This is a genomic window from Nonomuraea sp. NPDC049649 (assembly GCF_040675175.1).
In the GTDB taxonomy this organism is placed as follows: Bacteria; Actinomycetota; Actinomycetes; order Streptosporangiales; family Streptosporangiaceae; genus Nonomuraea.
Genome location: NZ_JBFAOH010000016.1, coordinates 98755 through 116727 on the forward strand (window position 1 = coordinate 98755; position 17973 = coordinate 116727).

The 17973-nt window shown below is 72.1% G+C and carries 17 protein-coding genes and 3 pseudogenes; 7 read left to right on the forward strand and 13 right to left on the reverse strand.

Annotated features, from left to right (window positions below; all coding sequences use genetic code 11):
* Positions 1–129 precede the first annotated feature (129 nt).
* Positions 130–825 carry a GH25 family lysozyme gene (locus AB0J42_RS21360; protein ID WP_364296930.1) on the forward strand — a complete coding sequence of 232 codons (696 nt, stop codon included), beginning with the start codon at positions 130–132 and terminating at the stop codon, positions 823–825.
* A gap of 4 nt (positions 826–829) precedes the next feature.
* Here the strand turns inward: AB0J42_RS21360 and AB0J42_RS21365 are convergent, their stop codons facing one another.
* The 5 genes from AB0J42_RS21365 to AB0J42_RS21385 form a co-directional block, all read right to left on the reverse strand.
* A complete protein-coding gene (locus AB0J42_RS21365; RefSeq protein ID WP_364296932.1) occupies positions 830–2323 on the reverse strand; it encodes an LCP family protein in 1494 nt (497 codons plus the stop codon).
* 8 nt (positions 2324–2331) lie between these two features.
* Positions 2332–2667, reverse strand: a complete 336-nt coding sequence (locus tag AB0J42_RS21370; protein ID WP_364296934.1) for a hypothetical protein — start codon at positions 2665–2667, stop codon at positions 2332–2334.
* Positions 2668–2709: 42 nt separating this feature from the next.
* On the reverse strand, positions 2710–2871 hold the full coding sequence (locus AB0J42_RS21375) for a hypothetical protein (protein WP_364296936.1): 162 nt from the start codon (positions 2869–2871) through the stop codon (positions 2710–2712).
* 114 nt (positions 2872–2985) lie between these two features.
* Complete coding sequence (locus AB0J42_RS21380; RefSeq protein WP_364296938.1) at positions 2986–3258, reverse strand: hypothetical protein; 273 nt, start codon at positions 3256–3258, stop codon at positions 2986–2988.
* Between the two features lie 400 nt (positions 3259–3658).
* Positions 3659–4900, reverse strand: coding sequence for a neutral zinc metallopeptidase (locus tag AB0J42_RS21385; protein ID WP_364296940.1), 1242 nt, complete (start codon positions 4898–4900; stop codon positions 3659–3661).
* Between the two features lie 582 nt (positions 4901–5482).
* Between AB0J42_RS21385 and AB0J42_RS21390 the strand changes: the two genes are divergently transcribed.
* Complete coding sequence (locus tag AB0J42_RS21390; protein WP_364296942.1) at positions 5483–6352, forward strand: LysR family transcriptional regulator; 870 nt, start codon at positions 5483–5485, stop codon at positions 6350–6352.
* A gap of 293 nt (positions 6353–6645) precedes the next feature.
* Here the strand turns inward: AB0J42_RS21390 and AB0J42_RS21395 are convergent, their stop codons facing one another.
* Together AB0J42_RS21395 and AB0J42_RS21400 are read right to left on the reverse strand one after the other, a co-directional pair.
* Positions 6646–8004 carry an ATP-binding protein gene (locus tag AB0J42_RS21395; protein WP_364296944.1) on the reverse strand — a complete coding sequence of 453 codons (1359 nt, stop codon included), beginning with the start codon at positions 8002–8004 and terminating at the stop codon, positions 6646–6648.
* On the reverse strand, positions 7997–8671 hold the full coding sequence (locus tag AB0J42_RS21400) for a response regulator transcription factor (protein ID WP_364296946.1): 675 nt from the start codon (positions 8669–8671) through the stop codon (positions 7997–7999). Before AB0J42_RS21400 ends, AB0J42_RS21395 begins: the two co-directional genes overlap by 8 nt.
* 127 nt (positions 8672–8798) lie before the next feature.
* On the opposite strand from AB0J42_RS21400, the gene AB0J42_RS21405 reads away from it, so the two are divergent.
* The 3 genes from AB0J42_RS21405 (at position 8799) to AB0J42_RS21415 (ending at position 12107) form a co-directional block, all read left to right on the forward strand.
* Positions 8799–9938: an outer membrane lipoprotein carrier protein LolA gene (locus AB0J42_RS21405; RefSeq protein ID WP_364296948.1), complete on the forward strand. Its 1140-nt coding sequence runs from the start codon at positions 8799–8801 to the stop codon at positions 9936–9938.
* Positions 9935–10921: an ABC transporter ATP-binding protein gene (locus AB0J42_RS21410; protein WP_364296950.1), complete on the forward strand. Its 987-nt coding sequence runs from the start codon at positions 9935–9937 to the stop codon at positions 10919–10921. The genes AB0J42_RS21405 and AB0J42_RS21410 overlap by 4 nt, the downstream gene beginning before the upstream one ends.
* A 364-nt stretch (positions 10922–11285) precedes the next feature.
* Positions 11286–12107, forward strand: a complete 822-nt coding sequence (locus AB0J42_RS21415; protein WP_364296952.1) for an ABC transporter permease — start codon at positions 11286–11288, stop codon at positions 12105–12107.
* A gap of 132 nt (positions 12108–12239) precedes the next feature.
* Here the strand turns inward: AB0J42_RS21415 and AB0J42_RS21420 are convergent, their stop codons facing one another.
* Together AB0J42_RS21420 and AB0J42_RS21425 are read right to left on the reverse strand one after the other, a co-directional pair.
* A complete protein-coding gene (locus AB0J42_RS21420; protein WP_364296954.1) occupies positions 12240–12941 on the reverse strand; it encodes a YcnI family protein in 702 nt (233 codons plus the stop codon).
* Between the two features lie 43 nt (positions 12942–12984).
* Positions 12985–13524: an MFS transporter gene (locus AB0J42_RS21425; RefSeq protein WP_364296956.1), complete on the reverse strand. Its 540-nt coding sequence runs from the start codon at positions 13522–13524 to the stop codon at positions 12985–12987.
* A gap of 147 nt (positions 13525–13671) precedes the next feature.
* Here AB0J42_RS21425 and AB0J42_RS21430 point away from each other — a divergent pair, with 147 nt between their 5' ends.
* On the forward strand, positions 13672–14130 hold the full coding sequence (locus AB0J42_RS21430) for a hypothetical protein (protein WP_364296958.1): 459 nt from the start codon (positions 13672–13674) through the stop codon (positions 14128–14130).
* On the opposite strand, the pseudogene AB0J42_RS21435 reads toward AB0J42_RS21430, so the two are convergent.
* The 3 pseudogenes from AB0J42_RS21435 to AB0J42_RS21445 form a co-directional block, all read right to left on the reverse strand.
* Positions 14124–14687: pseudogene (locus AB0J42_RS21435) on the reverse strand (ATP-binding cassette domain-containing protein); the annotation flags it as partial. The gene AB0J42_RS21430 and the pseudogene AB0J42_RS21435 sit on opposite strands and share 7 nt — an antisense overlap.
* Positions 14688–14728: 41 nt before the next feature.
* Positions 14729–15097: pseudogene (locus AB0J42_RS21440) on the reverse strand (ABC-2 family transporter protein); the annotation flags it as partial.
* Between the two features lie 70 nt (positions 15098–15167).
* A pseudogene (locus AB0J42_RS21445) lies at positions 15168–15431 on the reverse strand (ABC-2 family transporter protein); the annotation flags it as partial.
* Between the two features lie 238 nt (positions 15432–15669).
* On the opposite strand from AB0J42_RS21445, the gene AB0J42_RS21450 reads away from it, so the two are divergent.
* A complete protein-coding gene (locus AB0J42_RS21450; RefSeq protein WP_364296960.1) occupies positions 15670–16641 on the forward strand; it encodes an alpha/beta hydrolase in 972 nt (323 codons plus the stop codon).
* On the opposite strand, the gene AB0J42_RS21455 is transcribed toward AB0J42_RS21450, so the two are convergent.
* On the reverse strand, positions 16642–17835 hold the full coding sequence (locus tag AB0J42_RS21455; RefSeq protein ID WP_364296962.1) for an acyltransferase family protein: 1194 nt from the start codon (positions 17833–17835) through the stop codon (positions 16642–16644).
* Between the last annotated feature and the right edge of the window lie 138 nt (positions 17836–17973).

Sequence of the window (17973 nt, forward strand, 5' to 3'; positions counted from 1 at the left end):
CGATTCCGACAGCGGCCGCTCCTCTTCCCAGCGCACCTCGCTCCGCAGCGTGTCACGCAGGTGTGCTCCCGTAGCTCTATGCGTACGCATGATCACGTTATGTGTGCGTGCCATCTGGAGGAAACACCTATGTCCATCACCGGCACTCTGCGTAAGTACGGCGCCGCCGCGGCCCTGGCCGCCGCCACCGCGGTCGCGGCCCCCGCCTTCGCCGCCCCCGCCCAGGCCGCCCCGGCACAGGCCGCCGAACTGCCGTACGGCCAGGACGTCTCCAACTGGCAGCCCACCCACGACTGGGCGGCCAGCGGCGCCGAGTTCGGCATCGTCAAGGCCACCCAGGGCCTGCACTTCAAGGACAAGACCTTCGCCCGCCACTGGCAGGAACTCGACAAGCACGGCGTCGTACGCGGCGCCTACCACTTCGGGCACCCGAAGAACGACCCGGTCGCCGAGGCCGACTTCTTCCTGTCCGTGGTCGAGAGCCAGCCCGCCAAGAAGGGCGACCTGCTCGCCCTCGACCTGGAGACCACCGACGGCAAGTCCGCCGAGCACGTGAACAAGTGGGCCAAGACGTTCATGGAGCGCGTCAAGGCCAAGACCGGCGTCACCCCGCTCTTCTACAGCGGCTTCAACTTCGCCGACAAGTACGGCGAGGGCCTGGCCGAGTACCCGCTCTGGGTCGCCCACTACGGCAAGGCCAAGGGCACCGTGGGCCTGCCGGCCGACTGGAAGTCCTGGGCCATCCACCAGTACTCCGAGTCGCCGGTCGACCAGAACGTCTCCTCGCTCACCCTCGACCAGCTGCGCTCCCTCGGCCGGAGCTGAGGGATCAGCCGCACAGCTCGTCGAGCGACTCCCCGCCGTCCGGCGTCTGGGTGTTCCGGGTCGGCGTGTCGGTCGGCTTGGCCGCCCGCACCCGGCTCGGCGACACCGCGGGGTCACCGGACGTGGCCGGGGCCGCCTGGGTGGCGGCCTTGGCCCGCCGCGGCTTCAGCGAGTTCTCGATTGCCTTGGCCGACGCCCGCCGGATCTTCGCCCAGTCGGGGTTGCCCGGCCAGTACTTCGGCGGCACGAACTGCAAGCTGACGATCTTGGCGTCCTTGACCTTGACCGCCAGCTCCACCAGCGGCTCCACCAGCTCTTCCGGGATGTTGGTCTCCGCCAGCCGCTTGGTCGCCGAGGCGATGCTGTTGAAGTTCACCAGGATCTTCTGCGGCGTCGCCTGCTGGGCGAAGGCCCCGATGACGCACCGCTGGCGGCTCATCCGGGCGAAGTCGTCGCTGCCCACCCGGGAACGGCCGTACCAGAGCGCCTCCTCGCCCGTCAGCCGCCGGGTGCCCGCCTTGATCGTGCCCGCGGTCCCGTACAGGCCGCCCCACTTGACGTCCTCCTGCACCCTGATCGTCAGGCCGCCGATCGCGTCCACCAGGTCGGCGAAGCCGTACATGTTCATCAGGACGTAGTAGTCGATGTCCAGGTTGAGCGTGTAGCTGATGGCGTCCATCAGCGCGCGCGGGCCCTTGTTCCGGCCGCCCGCCTGCTCCGGGTGGTCGTTGGCGTACTGCCACACCTCGTTCAGCAGGCCGCCGTTGGGCAGCTCGGCCATGAAACCGTTCGGGAAGTGCTTGCGCAGCGGCGACGACGGCGGGAAACGCACGTGCTGCAGGTTGCGCGGCAGCCCGAACAGGACCGTCGTGCCCGTGGGGATGTGCACGCTGGCCACGTTCATGCTGTCGGTGCGCACGCCGGTGCGGTTGCCGGCGGCGTCACCGCCGATCAGCAGGAAGTTGACCCGGTCCTTGCCGTTCCACGGGTCCTCCTCCTTGATCGGCGCCACGTCCGGGTTGTCCTGCGCGCTCTGGAAGACGTGCCGTTTCGTGTCCATCAACGTGTAGACGGTGTCGGCCGCGAGCGCGAACGGGGCCATCACCGTCACGCACAGCAGCCCTACCAAGACCCCGGAGACGATCTGGCCCTGCTGGTTGAGCCTGCTCGGGCCCAGTGTGATGTACGAGGAGAACGCCAGCGCGAACCAGCCCAGCGCGGCCAGCACGGCCAGCACCACCGCGGTCGTCATCACACTGTTGCGGGTGAAGATGCCCAGGTTGTCCAGGTTGGCCAGCGTGAACGCCAGCAGGCCGAGCAGGGCCGCGGCGTAGAGGCCGACCAGGATCAGGCCCGTGCGGCGGCGTCCGGCCCGCAGGTGCGCGGCACCGGGCACGAAGACCGACAGCAACGTCCAGCCCACGACGGACGCCGGCGTGAGCGGCTTCGCGAACCGCGGCCCACTGCCGCCGTCGCCGATCACGGCCAGCTTCGCCATGATCCCGCTCAGCCACGGCACCCGCCCGGCACCGCCTCCTCCACGACCAGGCCCCCGACCGGCACCCCCCTCACGCCCAGGACCCCGCCCACGATCACCAGCGCCCCGTCCACGGTCGCCGGCTCCGGAGCCACCGCCCTCAGGCCCGCGGCTGCCGTCACCGGGTCCGCGGCCGCCGGCTCCCCGGCCACCGCCGTCAGAGCCGGACCCGCGGCCGCCGCCAGTACCCCTTCCGCCGGAACCGGCGCCCCGGCCACCACCGGGCCCGGTGTCACCTCCGGGTCCAGCGGCGGCACCGCTGGGGTGATGGGCGCGTACGCTGCGCCCGGCCCCGTCGTCGGCACCGGGCTCTCCTCCGGCTCCTTGGCCGGGGCCGGATCCTCTGCCTACATCGGGACCGGTCGGACGGGCACCCCCGTCCCGCCCAGCCCCACCGCCGGCTCCCGCGCCGCCGCTTGCTGCGGCGGCTCGGCGGGCGGCACGTCTTGCGCGTCGCCGGGCTGCCTCGTCGGTGCCGGGCTCTCCACCCGCTCCTCGGCTGCGGCCACTGCCGACGCCGGAAGCGGACGGACCGGTACCTCCGTCGCGCCCGACACCACCGCCGGTCCCCGCGCCACCGCTGGAGTGACCGGCGGGCCCGGCTCCACTCCCGGCGCTCTGTCCTACGTTCTCGCCAGAGGGGCTGCCCGCAGGACGCCCGCCCGCGCCTGGACCCCCACGATCGGGAGAGCCGCTCGCACCGGGGGTGCCTCGTCCGGGAGGGCCGCCCGCGCCGGGAACTCCACGCTCGGGAGGGCCGCCCGCGCCTGGACCCCCACGATCGGGAGAGCCGCCAGCGCCCGGGACTCCTCGTTCGGCTGGGCCGCCCGCACCGGGAACTGCTCGTCCGGAGGGGGCACCCGCGCCGGAGACTGCTCGTCCGGGAGCGCCCGCACCGGAGGGGGCCGCAGGATCGCCGGGAACGCCTCTGCTGCCCGGGGTCTGCCCCTGGGAGGGGCCGCCGGTCGCCGGGGCGCCGCCGGTGCGTCTGGTGCGGCGGACGCGCCTGGTGCGCTCGCTGTCTTCGGCGTTCCCGGGTTCCGCGCTCTCCGGGGGCGGGGCTGCCTGATCAGGTGTGGATTCGGACGCGGGCCGCTGGCGGCGGGGGGAGCGCCGTTTCCTGCCTCCGGGCACGGCGTCCACCCCATCGCGACTGCTCACACCGGCTCCTTCACACGCCTACCAGGCATAACCCGCTGGGTTTGCCCCCCGATGGCACAAGATTGCCAGGATTCTAGTCCCCATATATGGACATCAAAGACATGTGCCCAACATGAGATGAACACCATGTGACCGCTATGAGGTTGCCGAGGCGGGAGCAGCGAAGGTGTTGCACTGGTACGCCTGGTTCTTCTCCCAGCCCTGCCGGAACCAGCGGTGGTTGTTCGCCGTCGAGCCGTGGTCACGCGGGTACCCAGGAGCGTCGCCCAACCGGCTGTAGAACCAGAACAGCCGCTGCCGGTTAGCCGTGTTGACCGGGTACGAGGACGCCACCGACCGCATCCACATCCCGCCGAAGCAGGTCGCCTGCAACTCCAGCCGCCGGCTCAGCGCCAGCTTGCCGTTCTGGTTCGACGTCTCCATCGTCTGCGCCCACCAGGAGTCCAGCAGCCCGGTGAGGTTCTGCACGTGGTGCCCGTACTCGTGGGCCATCATGCTGATGATCCCGCCGTGCCAGCTGAGGAGTTCGCCGTACCCGCGGGAGTTGCCGTTGCCCTTGACCATGGCCGTGGTGGAGGCGTAGATCGTGTGGTTGCGCGGGCAGTAGTACGGCACCATGCTCCCCGGCTGGGGATAGTCGCCGCAGGCGCCGCGGCCGCTCCCGGCCACGATGGCGTAGTTCGGCGGCCGGAACGGGATGCCCTGCTTCTGCAGGATCTGCCCCCACGCCCGGTCCATGCACTTGCCCGTCTTGAGGATCAGCGCCTTGAGCTGGCTGTGGCTGTGGATGCTCGCGTTGCCCGCCGGGCAGTTCATCCTGGGCAGCACGCCGGCCCGGTAGACGGTGTTGTTCTTCAGGCTGCGGTTGAGCGCCGCCCGCTGGGGCTGCTCGGTGTCCTGCGTCGGCCGCTCGCTCGGCCTCTGGGTGGGCCGCCGGGTCGGCTGTTCGGTGGGCCTGTCGTCCCGGCTGGGCGGACTCGTCTCCGTGGGCCTGTCGTCCCGGCTGGGCGGACTCGTCTCCGTGGGCCTGTCGTCCCGGCTGGGCGGACTCGTCGGCGCGTCATCCGGCGTGAACGTCGGCTGCGCGATGGGGACCGTCCTCTCCGGCCCCGACGACTCCTTCAGGACCGCCGCCCCGACGATCGCCAGCACGAACAGCACGGCGATGGACCCGAACGTCAGCCCGAGCACCCCGGCCACGCCCATGCCCGACTTGCGGCGCGGCCGGTGATGCCACTGCCCGTGCGGCGGGAACGGCGGCTGCTGCGGCGCCCAGGGCCCCTGCGGGCCGCCCGGCTGCGGGTGCCCGCCGCCCGGAGGCGGCCCGTGCTGCGGTGGTGGCCCGCCTTGTCCTGGGTACGGTCCAGGCCCCGGCATTCCTTGCCCGGGATACGGCCCCTGGTTCGGCGGCACACCCTGACCCGGATACGGCCCTTGCCCGGGATGCGGTCCCTGGTTCGGATAGGGCCCTTGCCCGGGGTGCGGACCTTGACCCGGAGGTGGCCCCTGCCCGGGGTACGGCGGCTGCCCCGGATGTGGCCCCTGTCCCGGATGTGGTCCTTGACCCGGATGCGGAGCACCGGGGTGAGGAACCTGACCCGGATACGGTCCGGCGGGGTTGGGGTGGCCTTGACCCGGGTATGGGTTCCCCTGGGGCTGCGGCCGGTTGTGTCCGGGTGGCGGCCACGGTAGCGAGGGTGGCCTCTGGGGCTGTCCTGGCCCCTGGGACGGGGGAGGATAGTGCCCGTTGCCTGTCACCGTGTCGCCCCTTTACTCGGATGTCCGAGATGCGTGACCTCTCCTGTCACGCACCGTACTTTTGCCGAATATGGGGCAGAAGCATACTGATTTCTCACCCGTCACGGATGTAGCCGTACTCGGTTACGGACCGAAATCATTCGAGGTGATCTGAGTCATGTTCCGCACCCCGGACGTGCCGTTGTCCTAGCGTTCTTTGCCATGAACCTCCAGCAGCTCCGCTATGTGGTCGCGACTGCGGAGCACCGCACCATGACTGACGCGGCAAGATCGCTCTACATCGCACAGCCTGCGCTTTCGCGTGCGATCCGCGATCTGGAACGAGAGCTCGGAATGACGCTCTTCGCGCGCTCGGGGCGGGGGGTAGTGGTGACCTCACAAGGTCGCCGCGTGGTGAAACTGGCTCGGGAGGCGCTCGACGCCGTCCGCGAGATAGAAGGCCTCGCCAGCCACGGCGGCGCCGGCGACGCGGAACTCCGCATCGCCTCCACCCCCAGCCTGGAGCCCGGACTGGCGGGGCGGCTCTTGCCCGCCTACGCGTCCGAGCACCCGGGCGTCCGCGTGCACATCGTCCGCTGCGAGGGCCGCGAGGCCGTCGTCAGCGCCATCCGGGACCAACGGGCCGACCTCGGCCTGACCGACCTGCCCGTCCCCGGCGACCTGATCACCCACCCGCTCGAGCGCCAGGAGATCGTGCTGATCTCCCCGCCCGGGCTCGAACTCCCCAACCCCGTCCCCATGGGCAGACTCCACGGCATGCGCCTGGCCCTGCCCGCGCGCGGCAGCGTCCGCCGCAGGGAACTCGACGCGATGTTCGGCAAGTTCGCCGTCAGCCCCGTCGTCGTGCTCGAAACCGACGAACGCAACGGCTGGCTGAAGGCGGCGCGCACCGGGCAGGCGTCGCTGCTCTGGTACCGCGGGATGGCCGAACAGGCCGCCCGGGCGGGCCTCGTGGTCCGCTCACTGGAACCCGCGGTCAGGCGCGTGATCGCCTTCGTGCACGCGCGCCGCCGCCTCCCGCTGATCGCCCAGGACTTCCTGGCGACCGCGGAGAAGGGCATGACCGCTTAGCGCGGTCGCATTCCCCGCATCCCGCCCGTGCCCTAGGCGGACACGCGGCGGGCGCCGTCCGGCTCCACCGTCACACGGCCGTGGTCCAGCACGTCCCGGACCCGTTCGTGCGGACGAACGTACGGGAGCGGACGGCGCTCTCCAGCACCAGGAGCCGGTCTCGCCATGCCGGGAAACCGGGAACACATGGCCGGGCAACGCGGCCGAACAGCACGGCCGAACAACACGGCCGGGTAATGCGTACGACCAACACGGCCGGAGAACACAGCCGGACACCGTGATCGGCGCGCGCGTCACAGCGAAGGGGGGAGGGACACGACGGCGCGGAGGCCGGGGGAGGCGTCCTCCAGGTGGACGGTGCCGCCATGAGCGCGCACCGTCTCCCGGACGATGGCCAGCCCCAGCCCCGCACCGCCCTCGTCCCGGCTGCGCCCGGCGTCCAGCCGGGTGAACCGGTCGAACACCCGCTCCCGGTCCTCCTCGGGTATGCCGGGCCCGTCGTCGGTGACGGTCAGCGTCCCGTCGGCCGTGAGCGCGACCTCGACCTCGGACGAGGCGTGCCGTACCGCGTTGTCGATCAGATTGGTCAGCACCCGCCCCAGGTCCATCGCGTCACCCCGGACCTCCACCGGGTCGCAGGCCGTCAGCCGCACCTCGGCGTACCGGTCGGCGGTCTGCCGGACCACCTCGTCCAGGTCGACCGGCTCCCGCCGGGCGGGGACGCCGCCGCGCTCGTCCAGCCTGGCCAGCGCCAGCAGGTCCTCGGCCAGGCGGGACAGCCGCAGCGTGTCCTCCAGCACGCCCTCGGTCGTCTCCTGCCAGTGCTGCCCCTCCGGATGCCCCAGCGCCACCTCCAGCTGGAGGCGGATGCTCGCGAGCGGGCTGCGCAGTTCGTGCGCGGCGTCGGAGACCAGCGCCCGCTGCCGCTTCTCGGCCTCCTCCAGCCGGGCCAGCATGTCGTTGAGCGTGGTGGCCAGCGAGTGCACCTCGTCGCGCGACTCGGGCACCGGCAGGCGGCGCGACCGGGCGGTGTGCGTGATCTCGGCCGCGCCCCGGCGCAGCGCCGTGATGGGCCGCAGCGTACGACCGATGATCATCCAGCTGGCGCCGGCCAGCAGCACCACCAGCAGCGGCGTACCCACCAGCAGCACCTGCCCGGCCGTACGGACGCTCGTCTGTATCTCCGACACCGACCGGGCCGCGATCACGCTGTGCCCCCCGTCGGCCTCCAGCACCACCGCCCGCAGCATCGCCGGGATCGCGTACGGGCGGCCGTCCACGAACACGGCCTGCCCCTCCGCCAGCGCCCGCGCCCGGGCCCGCGCGTCCAGCAGCGGCACCAGCCGGTCGGCGCCGTAGGTGACGTGCGTGATGCGCCCGTCCGCGTCGATGACCTGCACGATCGTGCCGTCGTGGGTGCTGATCGGGGTGGTCAGGGTGCCCGCGTCGGCCTGCACCCGCACGGTGTTCGCCTGCTGCCTGACCGACTCGTCCACGGTGGACAGCAGCGTCCGGTCCAGCACCGAGAGCAGCACCGACGCCGACATCGCCAGCGCCACCGCGAGCACGGCGACGGCCACCACCGTCAGCCGGAACTTCAGGCTCTGCCGCCGCCACCAGGAGGACGGGCGCGCCCCCGAGGGCTCAGCCACCGTCGCCGGCCAGGCGGTAGCCCGCGCCGCGCACGGTCTGGAGGGCGTTCCTGCCGAACGGGGCGTCGATCTTGCGGCGCAGGTAGCCCACGTACACCTCGACCACGTTCGGGTCGGTGTCGAAGGTGTCCCAGACGTGCTCCAGCAGCTCCGACTTGGAGACCACCTCGTCGCGCCGGCGCATCAGGTACTCCAGCAGCGCGAACTCGCGCGGCGTCAGCTCCACCTCCTGCTCGCCGCGCTGGACCCGCCGCCGCGCCGGGTCCAGCGACAGGTCGCCGGCCTCCAGCACCGCCGGACGCCGGTTCGCGCCGCGCCGCAGCAGCGCCCGCAGCCTGGCCACCAGCACCACGTACGAGAACGGCTTGGTCAGATAGTCGTCGGCGCCCAGATCGAGGCCGTCGGCCATGTCGTACTCGCCGTCCTTGGCCGACAGCATGAGGATCGGCACCCAGTTCTCCTCCGCGCGCAACTGCTTGCACACGTTGTAGCCGGACAGCTTGGGCAACATGATGTCGAGCACGACCACGTCGTAGTCGCCGTGCCTCGCCTCGTGCAGCCCCTGCTCGCCGTCGTGTGCCAGATCGACGGCGAACCCCTCCGCCTGCAGCCCGCGCTGGAGCGCGGCCGCCATCCGGCGCTCGTCCTCGACCACCAGTACCCGCATGCGCCGATTCTCCCGCCCGCCCGCTGAGAGCCCGCTGAGAACGCTGAGAGGGGTCTCAGCCCGTCTCAGGTTCGCCTAAGGACCGATCACGCAGGCTGCTCATATCGACATACCGTAAAGGAGTGACATGCGTAGAGGCACGTTCGTGAGGTGGGGAGTGCCGATCGCGGCGGCGGCCGTGATCGGCGCGGCGATCGGAGCCGGCCCCGTCATCGCCGCGGTGAGCGGCGACCCCGTGCTGCCGGAGCGGTCCGCCCAGCAGCTCCTGGCAGACGCCGCGGCGGCCGTGGAGAAGAGCGAGGGCATGCCGCCCATGTCGGGCACCGTCCAGCAGACGTCCTCGCTCGGCCTGCCGCCGCTGCCCGACACGGGCGACGGCTCGCCGCTCTCGCTGCTGTCCGGCTCCCACGAGGTCAAGCTCTGGTACGGCGACGAGAACAAGATGCGGCTGGCCCTGCCCACCCAGTTCAACGAGACCAACCTGATCCTCAACGGCGACCAGCTGTGGTACTGGAACAGCGACACCAACACCGCCACCCGGGTCAAGATGCAGGAGGAGCACCGTGAGGCCCGGCCCACGCCCACCGCGCCGGCCGTGACGCCACAGCAGGCGGCGCAGCGGTTCCTGGAGCAGGCCGGCGAGTCCACCACGATCTCGGTCAGCAACACGGCCGAGGTCGCCGGCCGACCGGCCTACCAGCTCGTGCTCACCCCCAAGGACGAGGCGTCCCTCGTCCAGGAGGTGCGGGTGGCCATAGACGGCGAGCACTACGTGCCGCTGCGGGTCCAGGTCTTCGCCAAGGGGTCGGCCGAGCCCGCCTTCCAGGTCGGGTTCACCCAGCTGACCTTCACCCCGCCCGCCGAGGAGAACTTCACCTTCACCCCGCCCGCCGGGGCCAAGGTGGAGGAGAAGGCGTTCGGGCCGTCCGACGTCGACACCAGCCACGCCGACGGGGCCAAGCAGGTCGCCGAGACCGCCAAGGTGCAGGGCGGCGGCTGGACCGCGGTCGCGGTGCTGCCCGCCGACGCCCTCGCCCAGGAGAAGGACGAGACCGGCCAGGAGAAGGACCCCAGGCGCGGCGGCGAGGCCGACGCGCAGACGCTGCTCGACACCGCGCTGCAGGCCGCCACCCCGGTGAGCGGCGAATGGGGCTCCGGCAAGCTGCTCAGGACGAAGCTCCTCACCATCCTGCTGACCGACGACGGGCGGCTGCTCGTCGGCGCCGTCACCCCGGAGGAGATCACGAAGGCGGCGGGCGTCCAGTGACGACCGCCACACGCGAAGCGGGGGCGCCCACCGGGGCGGCCCCGCCCTCCGCCGACGCCGCCATCGTGACGTCCGGGCTGACCAAGCGCTTCCGCGGCGGGCAGGTGGCCGTGGACGCGCTCGACCTGGTCGTCCCGCGCGGCTCCGTCTACGGCTTCCTCGGGCCGAACGGCTCGGGCAAGACCACCACGATCCGGATGCTGCTCGGCCTCATCACCCCCACCGACGGCGACTGCTCGCTGCTCGGCCTGCCGCTCGCGCAGGCCCTGCCCCGGGTGGGCGCGCTGGTCGAGGGCCCGGCCTTCTACCCGTACCTGACGGGGGAGGCCAACCTGCTCCGGTTCGACGCCGCCGACCCCACCGCCTCCGGCGCGACCGCCCGCCGGCGCGTCGCCGAGGCGCTCGACCGGGTCGGACTGACCGCCGCCGCGGGCAAGCGCTACCGCAACTACTCGCTCGGCATGCGCCAGCGGCTCGCCATCGCCGCCGCGCTGCTCGGCCCGCGCGAACTGCTCATCCTCGACGAGCCGACCAACGGGCTCGACCCGCAGGGCACCCGCGAGGTGCGGGCGCTGGTGCGGGAGATCGCCGCCGGCGGCACCACCGTGTTCGTCTCCTCCCACCTGCTGGCCGAGGTCGAGCAGATGTGCACGCACGCCGCCATCATGCGTACCGGCAAACTCGTCGCCGACGGCACCATCGCCTCGCTCAGCGGCGGCCGGGCCGTCCTCGTCCGCGTCGAGACACCCGACGCCGCCGACGCCGCCCGCGTCCTCACCGCGCTCGGCCTGGCCGACGTGCGGACCGGGACCGGTGAACGGGCCGGCACCGTCACCGCCGAGCTGGGCGGCCACGCGCCCGAGCGCGTCAACGCCGCCCTCGTGGGTGAGGGAGTCGCCGTACGCGGGCTCGCCGTCGTCCGGCCGAGCCTGGAAGACGTGTTCGTCGGCCTGACCGGGGAGGGATTCGATGTCGACGGCTGACCCCCGCACCCGCCGCACCCCGGGCCTGGTGCCGGTGACCGAAACCATGAGAACAACAGAACGCCACCCACCCGATCCCCCGACCCCGGCCGATGCGCCCGCACCGGCCGATTCGCACGCTTCGCCGAATGGGTCCGCGTCGGAAACCCCGCACTCACCAGCGGCTCCCTCGGCGGCTTCGCCCACCCTGGCGGGTCCGTCGGCGCCGGGAACTCCGCCGGATGAGCCGCCTGCCTCGGGTGCTCCGCCCGTCCTGGCCGAGCAGCCCGCCTCGGAAGGTGCGCTGGGGACCGCGACGAAGGCCGGATGGGGGACGACGTCACAGGCCGGGGTCGGTCCGGGGGCTGTTTCAGCCGGGGCGGCCATGCGGGGGGTGGGGGCGTTCTGGCGGTTGCTCGCCTCCGAGCTGGGGCTCACGTTCCGGAGGCCGCGGAATCTGGCGATGCTGGCGGTGGTCGCGGTGGTGCCCGTCGTCATCGGGGTGCCGCTGCGGCTGATGTCCGGCGGGGACGAGCTGGGCGGGATGATCGCCGCCGTGGCCGGCAACAGTCTGATGCTGACGTTCGTCGCGTTCTCGGTGCTGGTGCTGCTGATGATGCCGATCACGGTCAGCGTGGTGTCCGGTGACGCGCTCGCCGGGGAGGCGGGCGGCGGGACGCTGCGTTATCTGCTCGCCGCGCCTGCCGGGCGGACCCGGCTGCTGGCCGTGAAGTACGTGAACGCGGTCGTGTACGCGTACGCGGTCACCGTGGTCGTGGCGCTGTCGTCGCTGGCGACCGGGCTGGTGCTGTTCCCCGCCGGGGATGTGACGCTGCTGTCGGGCACCACCGTCTCCATGACCGAGGGGCTGCTGCGCACCGCGCTGGCGGTCGGGTACGTGGGCGCGGGCATGGCGGCGCTGGCGGCGGTGGGGCTGGCGGTCTCGGCGTTCACCGAGGTGCCGATCGGGGCGATCGCCGGCACGGTGGTGCTGGTCATCGCCTGCCAGGTGGTGCGGGCCATCCCCTCGCTGGATGCCATCGCGCCCTACCTGCTGCCGACCAGGTTCCTCGACTTCGACGCGGTCCTGCGCAGCCCGATCGACACGAAGGTGCTGGGGGAGGGGCTGCTGACGTTCGGCGCGTACATCGTGCTGTCCCTCTCGATCGCCTGGGCCCGCTTCACCGGCAAGGACATCACCTCCTGAGGGGAAGGCTTTCGCCTCGTACGGGGAGGTACGGGGCGAAAGCGGGCGCAGAAAGGGCTTTGTCTCGTACGGGGCCGTCAGGAAAGGGCTTCGCCCCGTACGGACACGTACGGGGCGAAGGGAGAGCAGGCGTCAGGAGGGGCGGCGGCGGAGGGCCAGGACGGCGACCACGACGCCGATGACGCCGACGGCCAGCCCGGCTCCGCCCAGGAGCCGGGCCGTCGAGTCCGAGGAGTCGGCGGGGGCGGCCTTGGTCGTGGCGGCCACCGCGGCGGGGGACGCGGACGGGGCGGGGGAGGCGTCAGCGGCCGGAGTCAGCTTGAGCACGGGCGCCGGGCGCTCGGGCTCGGACCCGTCGGCCGCCGGGGCGTCGGCCCAGTCGACGACCTCGCCGCTGGAGTAGGTCTGCTTGGCCGGGAAGACGAGCTGGTCGACCCCGGTCGGCAGCCGTCCCATCGAGACCTCGAACTCCTGGAACTCGCCCTGACCGATCTCGCCGCCGGACCAGACGACCGAGGTGACGGCCTCGGTGAGCTCGCCGTGCTCGGTGGTGACGGGCTCGGGCAGCTTGCCCTCGTTGACCTTGACGGTCCAGCCGGGCACCGGCTTGACCGAGACGAACGCCAGCGGGTGGTCGGTCGGGAAGGTCACCTCGACCCGGGTCGTCTTGGCGTCGTCGCGCTCGTTAGGCACCCGGAAGGCGACCTTGGTGAACCCGCCCGCCACGGCCGTGCCGGGGTTGATCGTGACGTGGGCGAGCGCGGGCATGGCGAGGGCGACTATGAGCGCGGTGGCGGCGGCCAGCACGGCCGCGGCACGCCTGAGGAAAGACATGACAACTCCACTTCTTGAACGGGGATGGGAAAGTGCCGGACGCTCAGGCGGGAAGTGGAGGACCGCGCCTGAGGACACTGTGGCGGAGCGCCGGGTCCGGCGGCACGGCGCGCACCCGTACGACGGGCACGAGCGGCCGGGCGGCCGGGGGAGTGCGGGGCGGGCGGGGGAGCAGGAGGCGACGGACCAGGCGGCGCAGCAGCGCCCAGAGGGCGGCTTCGCCGCGTGACAGCCACCAGCCGGTGAGGAAGGTGGCGGTCAGGTGGGCCACCAGCATGCCGAGCGCTTCGGCCAGCCCCTGCTGCCCGTGGAGGTGGGCGGCCACGTAGCCGGTGCCGTCGCTCCCGTACAGTTCGTGCAGCCCGAACTGGGCGGCGGTCAGCAGCCAGCCGACCTGAGTTTGGGAGCGCTCCCGCCCGCACAGCGCGGCGGCGAGCACGAAGACGGCGCCGAGGCCGAGGAGCAGGGTGTGCGGGGCGGGCCGCGAACCCCCGGCGAGCCAGTGGGCCGCGGCTGCAAGGAGCACGCAGACGGCGGCGAAGGCCGCCGTCCGGATCAGCCGGAGGGGCAGGTGTGCTCGCATGGGTATGCACCATGCTTCCACGGGAAGAGGCGCCGCGAAGGGGCAATCGCGAAGCAGAGCATTGTCGGAGTGATTCGCGGCATTTGTCGCTAGGGTTCGTGCCAGCCACGTCGACATGAGGTGAGAACGTTGCGGCACTTAGGTGGTTTGCTCATCGGGCTTGTGGTGACCGCGGCCGTCCTGGGAGGTGGTGGCTGGGCCGTGCAGCAGGCGGTCGTGAGCAGCCAGTCCGCCCTTCAGGGCAGCCAGTCGCTCTGGATCGCGCTGGGCTCCATGGCCGCCGTGGGTCTCGTCGTCGGTCTCGTGGTGGCGGGCAGGGTGTCGCCGGTCGCGACCTTCATCCCGTCGATGGTGCTGCTGGCCTGGACGGTGGTGTACGCACTGGACACGAACCGGGCGCTGACCATGCTGCCCGACGGCCCCTCGGTGCACCAGATCGTCCGGGAGGCGGTCACCGGCTCCAAGACGATGCTCACGACCGGCGTCTTCGCCCTGCTCGGTGTGGCGCTGTTCATCCCCGTGCTGATGCCCTCACGCTGGTCGCGCCCGTACGACGATGACGACGAGGAGTACGAGCAGCAGTCCGGGGAGGGCGGCTACTACTGACGACCGCCCGTGTAGAGGTGAGTGACCACCTCCTCGATGGATGAGCCGCCCGGCACGCTCGCGCGCAGCTCGTCCAGCGTCCCGTCGAAGGCCAGCCGGCCGTGGTCGATGAGCATCACGCGCCGGCACAGCCGCTCGATGTCGCCCAGGTCGTGCGTGGTGAGCAGGACGGTCGTGCCGCGTTCTGCGTTGAGCCGGGCCAGGAACGCGCGGATGCCCGCCTTGCTCACCACGTCGAGCCCGATCGTGGGCTCGTCGAGCACCAGGATCGCGGGCGCGTGCAGCAGCGCGGCGGCCAGGTCGCCGCGCATCCGCTGGCCGAGGCTGAGCTGGCGCACCGGCGTGCCCAGGAACGCGCCGAGGTCCAGCGTCGCCACCAGCTCGTCCAGCCGCGCGGCGAAGACTCTGCGATCTACTTTGTAAAGGAGCCGGATCAGCTCGAAGCTGTCCTTGAGCGGCAGGTCCCACCAGAGCGTGGTGCGCTGCCCGAAGACCACGCCGATGCGCCGGGCCAGCGTCGTGCGCCGGCGCGATGGGTCGAGCCCTGCCGCCAGGCGAGCCCGGCCAGGAGGGCGAGGAGGAGGGCCGCGGCGGGCCCGAGGAAACGCAGGAACTCCGGCGTGCCGAACGGGTCGTCGCGGCCCAGCACGTACAGGCCCGGCTGCCAGTTGACGAAGGCCAGCGGCAGCGCGTACGTGACGCCCCGGACCAGGTCGCGGCCGTAGACGGTGAGCGGGTACTGGGTGAGCTGCCCGCTGCCGTAGGTGAAGGCGCTGCCCACCTCCGGCGCGTCGACCAGCACGAACTGCAGCGCCGCGGCCAGCGTCCAGAGCGAGGTGAAGATGACCGTGCCGGTGAGGATCATGACGGGCACCATCCAGAGCCGCCCGGGGTCCGGCCCGAGCACGGCCAGGGCGTAGCCGAGCGCGGCGGCGCCCTGCAGCACGCGGCCGAACCGGGCGGGCACGAACCGGTCGGTGGCCCACCTGGACCCAGGCGTTCACCGGCCGGATCAGGAAGGTGTCGAGCGTGCCCTGCCTGATGTGCGAGCTGATCCGGTCGAGGTTGCCGAAGAGCAGGTCGGTGAGGGTGAACGCGATCCCGGCCGTCCCGTACAGGAAGAGGACCTCCTCCCGGTTGAAACCGGCGAGCGAGGTGGTGTTGGCGAAGATGATGAGGATGGCGGCGAGGTCGAGCGCGGCGGTGGCGGCGCCGAGCACGACGAGCAGCGCGAACGAGGCGCGGTAGGCCGCCGCGGCGCGGGTCCAGGTCCAGACCAGAAGCAGGTACGTCCTAACCACCCTGGATCACCACCCGGTGGCGGACGGCGTGCGTGCCGAGCGCGCTTGGGCGGTCGGAAAGCCTGGAATTATCCAAGGTTCGGTCAACGCTTGGCAACGGGATATATGACGCCCCCGGGTCAGCGGGCATACCACCAGCAGAGGTTGCGATGCCGACTTGTCAGGGAATGGCGATGAGGTACTTACCCGCGGGTAGAGCGATGTTCTGGCAGGGAATCAACATGCCGGAGGGTCCGAGATGGAACTCGACAGGGATGTCGCTCCCGAATACCCGCTGAGCTGGCAGGCCCGCACTCTCACCGGCCTCATGCGCCACACGTTCAAGCCCGCCTCCCACCTGTTCCTGCGCCACGCCCTGGCGCTGCAGGCCGCCTACCACCTGGGCGAGGTCCTCCCCATACGGACGCCGGACCACGTCACGGTGAACCCCGCCGAGTTCTCCGCGTGCGGCGGCGAATGGGTGCGCGGAGGCCAGGACCTCGACGAGCGCAAGGTCGTCCTCTACCTGCACGGCGGCGGCTACTTCTCCTGCTCGCCGCGGACCCACCGGCCCATCACCTGGCGGCTGTCGGCGGCGGCGCGCCGCCCGGTGCTGGCCCTCGACTACCGCCAGGGCCCGGTGCACAAGCTCGCCGACTCGCTGAGCGACGCCCTGGACGCCTACCACTGCCTGCTGGAGCGGGGGTACGAGCCGGAAGACATGATCGTCGCGGGTGACTCGGCGGGCGGTCACCTGACCCTGGCGACGCTGCTGGCGCTCCGCGACCGCGGCCTGGGCCTGCCGTCGGCGGCCGTCTGCCTGTCGCCGTGGACCGACCTGACCGACTTCCCGCGCCGCGCGAACCGCTGGCAGGACCCCATGCTCCCGGCCGGGCGGGTGCGCTGGCTGGCACGCCGCTGGACCGACGGGCTCGACCCGCGCGACCCGCTGGTCTCGCCGGTGCTGGGCGACTTCACCGGCCTGCCGCCGCTGATGATCGTCACCGGGTCGACCGAGCTGCTCCGGGACGAGGCCCGACGCGTCGCCGAACGGGCCAGGACGAGCGGGGTGCCGGTGACGTACGAGGAGTGGCCGCGGATGCCGCACGTCTTCCCGATCCTGGCGGACGTGCTGCCGGAGGCGCGGCTGGCCTTCCGGCACATGTCCCTGTTCCTGTCGGCGGTGGCGGGACTGGAGGAGACGTCGGCGGAGGACGAGGCCGTCGCCTGATCAGCGCATGCCGAACAGGAACCGGGTCACCCGCGTCCGCCGCACCAGCAGCTCGTAGACGGCGAAGACCACGGCGAACGAGATCACGACGATCGCCGCGTACCCGGCCCAGATCGGCGCGTGCCAGCCGACGACCACATAGGCGACGCCGACCACGACCGGCTGGTGGAGGACGTAGACCGGCAGCACGGCCTCCTCCAGGTAGGCGCGGACCCGCCGCTTCCCGCCGCCTGCGCTCCGCTCGCGGCCCGGCCGGCGGCGGTCGGTCAGCCCGAGGATGGCCACGACCCAGCACCAGCCCGCCGCCCCGTAGAGCGCCCGCCCGGCCGTCGCCAGCGGCGTCAGGTCGAGGAACGGGTCCGCCCCCGGCGCCTCCCCGGCCACCAGGAACATCGGCAGCCCGGCCCCGACCAGCGCCACGCCCAGCACCGCCGCGACCGCCGCGTCCGCCCGCATCGCCTGACGCAGCCGGTCGTCGGCCGCCAGCGCGAACCCGTACAGGAAGAACAGCAGGTAGGCCCACCGGTGCCAGCCGCCGAACCCCTCCTCCAGGCCGAGCAGCGCGCTGATGAGGGCGAGCGGCACGGCGGGCAGCAGCAGCACCGCCCCGCGCCGCCCGGCCGCGGCGCCCACCAGGGCGCGGACCCGGGCGGCGGCGCCCGGGGGCACCAGGCGGGCCAGCGCCGCCAGCATGAGCGAGAACACCAGCAACAGCAGCACGAACCAGAGGTGCCCGGTCTCGTAGTGCTCGCCCCGCAGCACGAACGGGAACTCCGCGAGCTCCACGCGCACCTCGAAGAAGCGCGGCCAGAAGGCGGCGTAGGAGGGCTCGGCGCCCGCCCGGATCCACTGCGGGAACGGCAGCAGCACCAGCGTGGCGAAGACCAGCGGCACGCCCAGCCGCAGCAGCCGCTGGACCGCGAACCCGCCCGGCCCGCGGCGGCGCAGCGAGTGCCACGAGCCCAGCCCCGACACCAGGAAGAGCGCGGGCATCGCCCAGACCACGCAGAGCGCGACGAGGACGGTGACGGCCTCGGTGGTCTCGGCGTTCTTGACGTAGAAGTCGTCGCGGGTGTCGAAGACCAGCGAGGCGTGGAAGAACACCAGGCCCAGCACCACCACCATGCGCAGGACGTCGAGTTCGGGACGGCGCTCCGGGCGGCCGGTGACGGGGGCGGAGAGGTCGGTGACCATCGAGACAAGTGTCCCGATTCGCGCTGGAATGTTCCAGAGGGCAGGATGAATTGGCCGCCGGAGGCTGGGCAGAGGCCCGGTAATGCAGCAATTGACAAGGCGCTGACGCTCCGCGGCAACAAGAGTATAGGTTAGCAG

Bases quoted from the DNA above. Each gene is read 5' to 3' on its own strand.
- AB0J42_RS21455 (WP_364296962.1), bottom strand. From the start codon at position 17,835: ATGGTCACCGACCTCTCCGCCCCCGTCACCGGCCGCCCGGAGCGCCGT.
- AB0J42_RS21420 (WP_364296954.1), bottom strand. From the start codon at position 12,941: ATGTCTTTCCTCAGGCGTGCCGCGGCCGTGCTGGCCGCCGCCACCGCG.
- AB0J42_RS21405 (WP_364296948.1), top strand. From the start codon at position 8,799: ATGCGTAGAGGCACGTTCGTGAGGTGGGGAGTGCCGATCGCGGCGGCG.
- AB0J42_RS21450 (WP_364296960.1), top strand. From the start codon at position 15,670: ATGGAACTCGACAGGGATGTCGCTCCCGAATACCCGCTGAGCTGGCAG.
- AB0J42_RS21360 (WP_364296930.1), top strand. From the start codon at position 130: ATGTCCATCACCGGCACTCTGCGTAAGTACGGCGCCGCCGCGGCCCTG.
- AB0J42_RS21425 (WP_364296956.1), bottom strand. From the start codon at position 13,524: ATGCGAGCACACCTGCCCCTCCGGCTGATCCGGACGGCGGCCTTCGCC.
- AB0J42_RS21390 (WP_364296942.1), top strand. From the start codon at position 5,483: ATGAACCTCCAGCAGCTCCGCTATGTGGTCGCGACTGCGGAGCACCGC.
- AB0J42_RS21365 (WP_364296932.1), bottom strand. From the start codon at position 2,323: ATGGCGAAGCTGGCCGTGATCGGCGACGGCGGCAGTGGGCCGCGGTTC.
- AB0J42_RS21400 (WP_364296946.1), bottom strand. From the start codon at position 8,671: ATGCGGGTACTGGTGGTCGAGGACGAGCGCCGGATGGCGGCCGCGCTC.
- AB0J42_RS21385 (WP_364296940.1), bottom strand. From the start codon at position 4,900: ATGCCGGGGCCTGGACCGTACCCAGGACAAGGCGGGCCACCACCGCAG.
- AB0J42_RS21415 (WP_364296952.1), top strand. From the start codon at position 11,286: ATGCGGGGGGTGGGGGCGTTCTGGCGGTTGCTCGCCTCCGAGCTGGGG.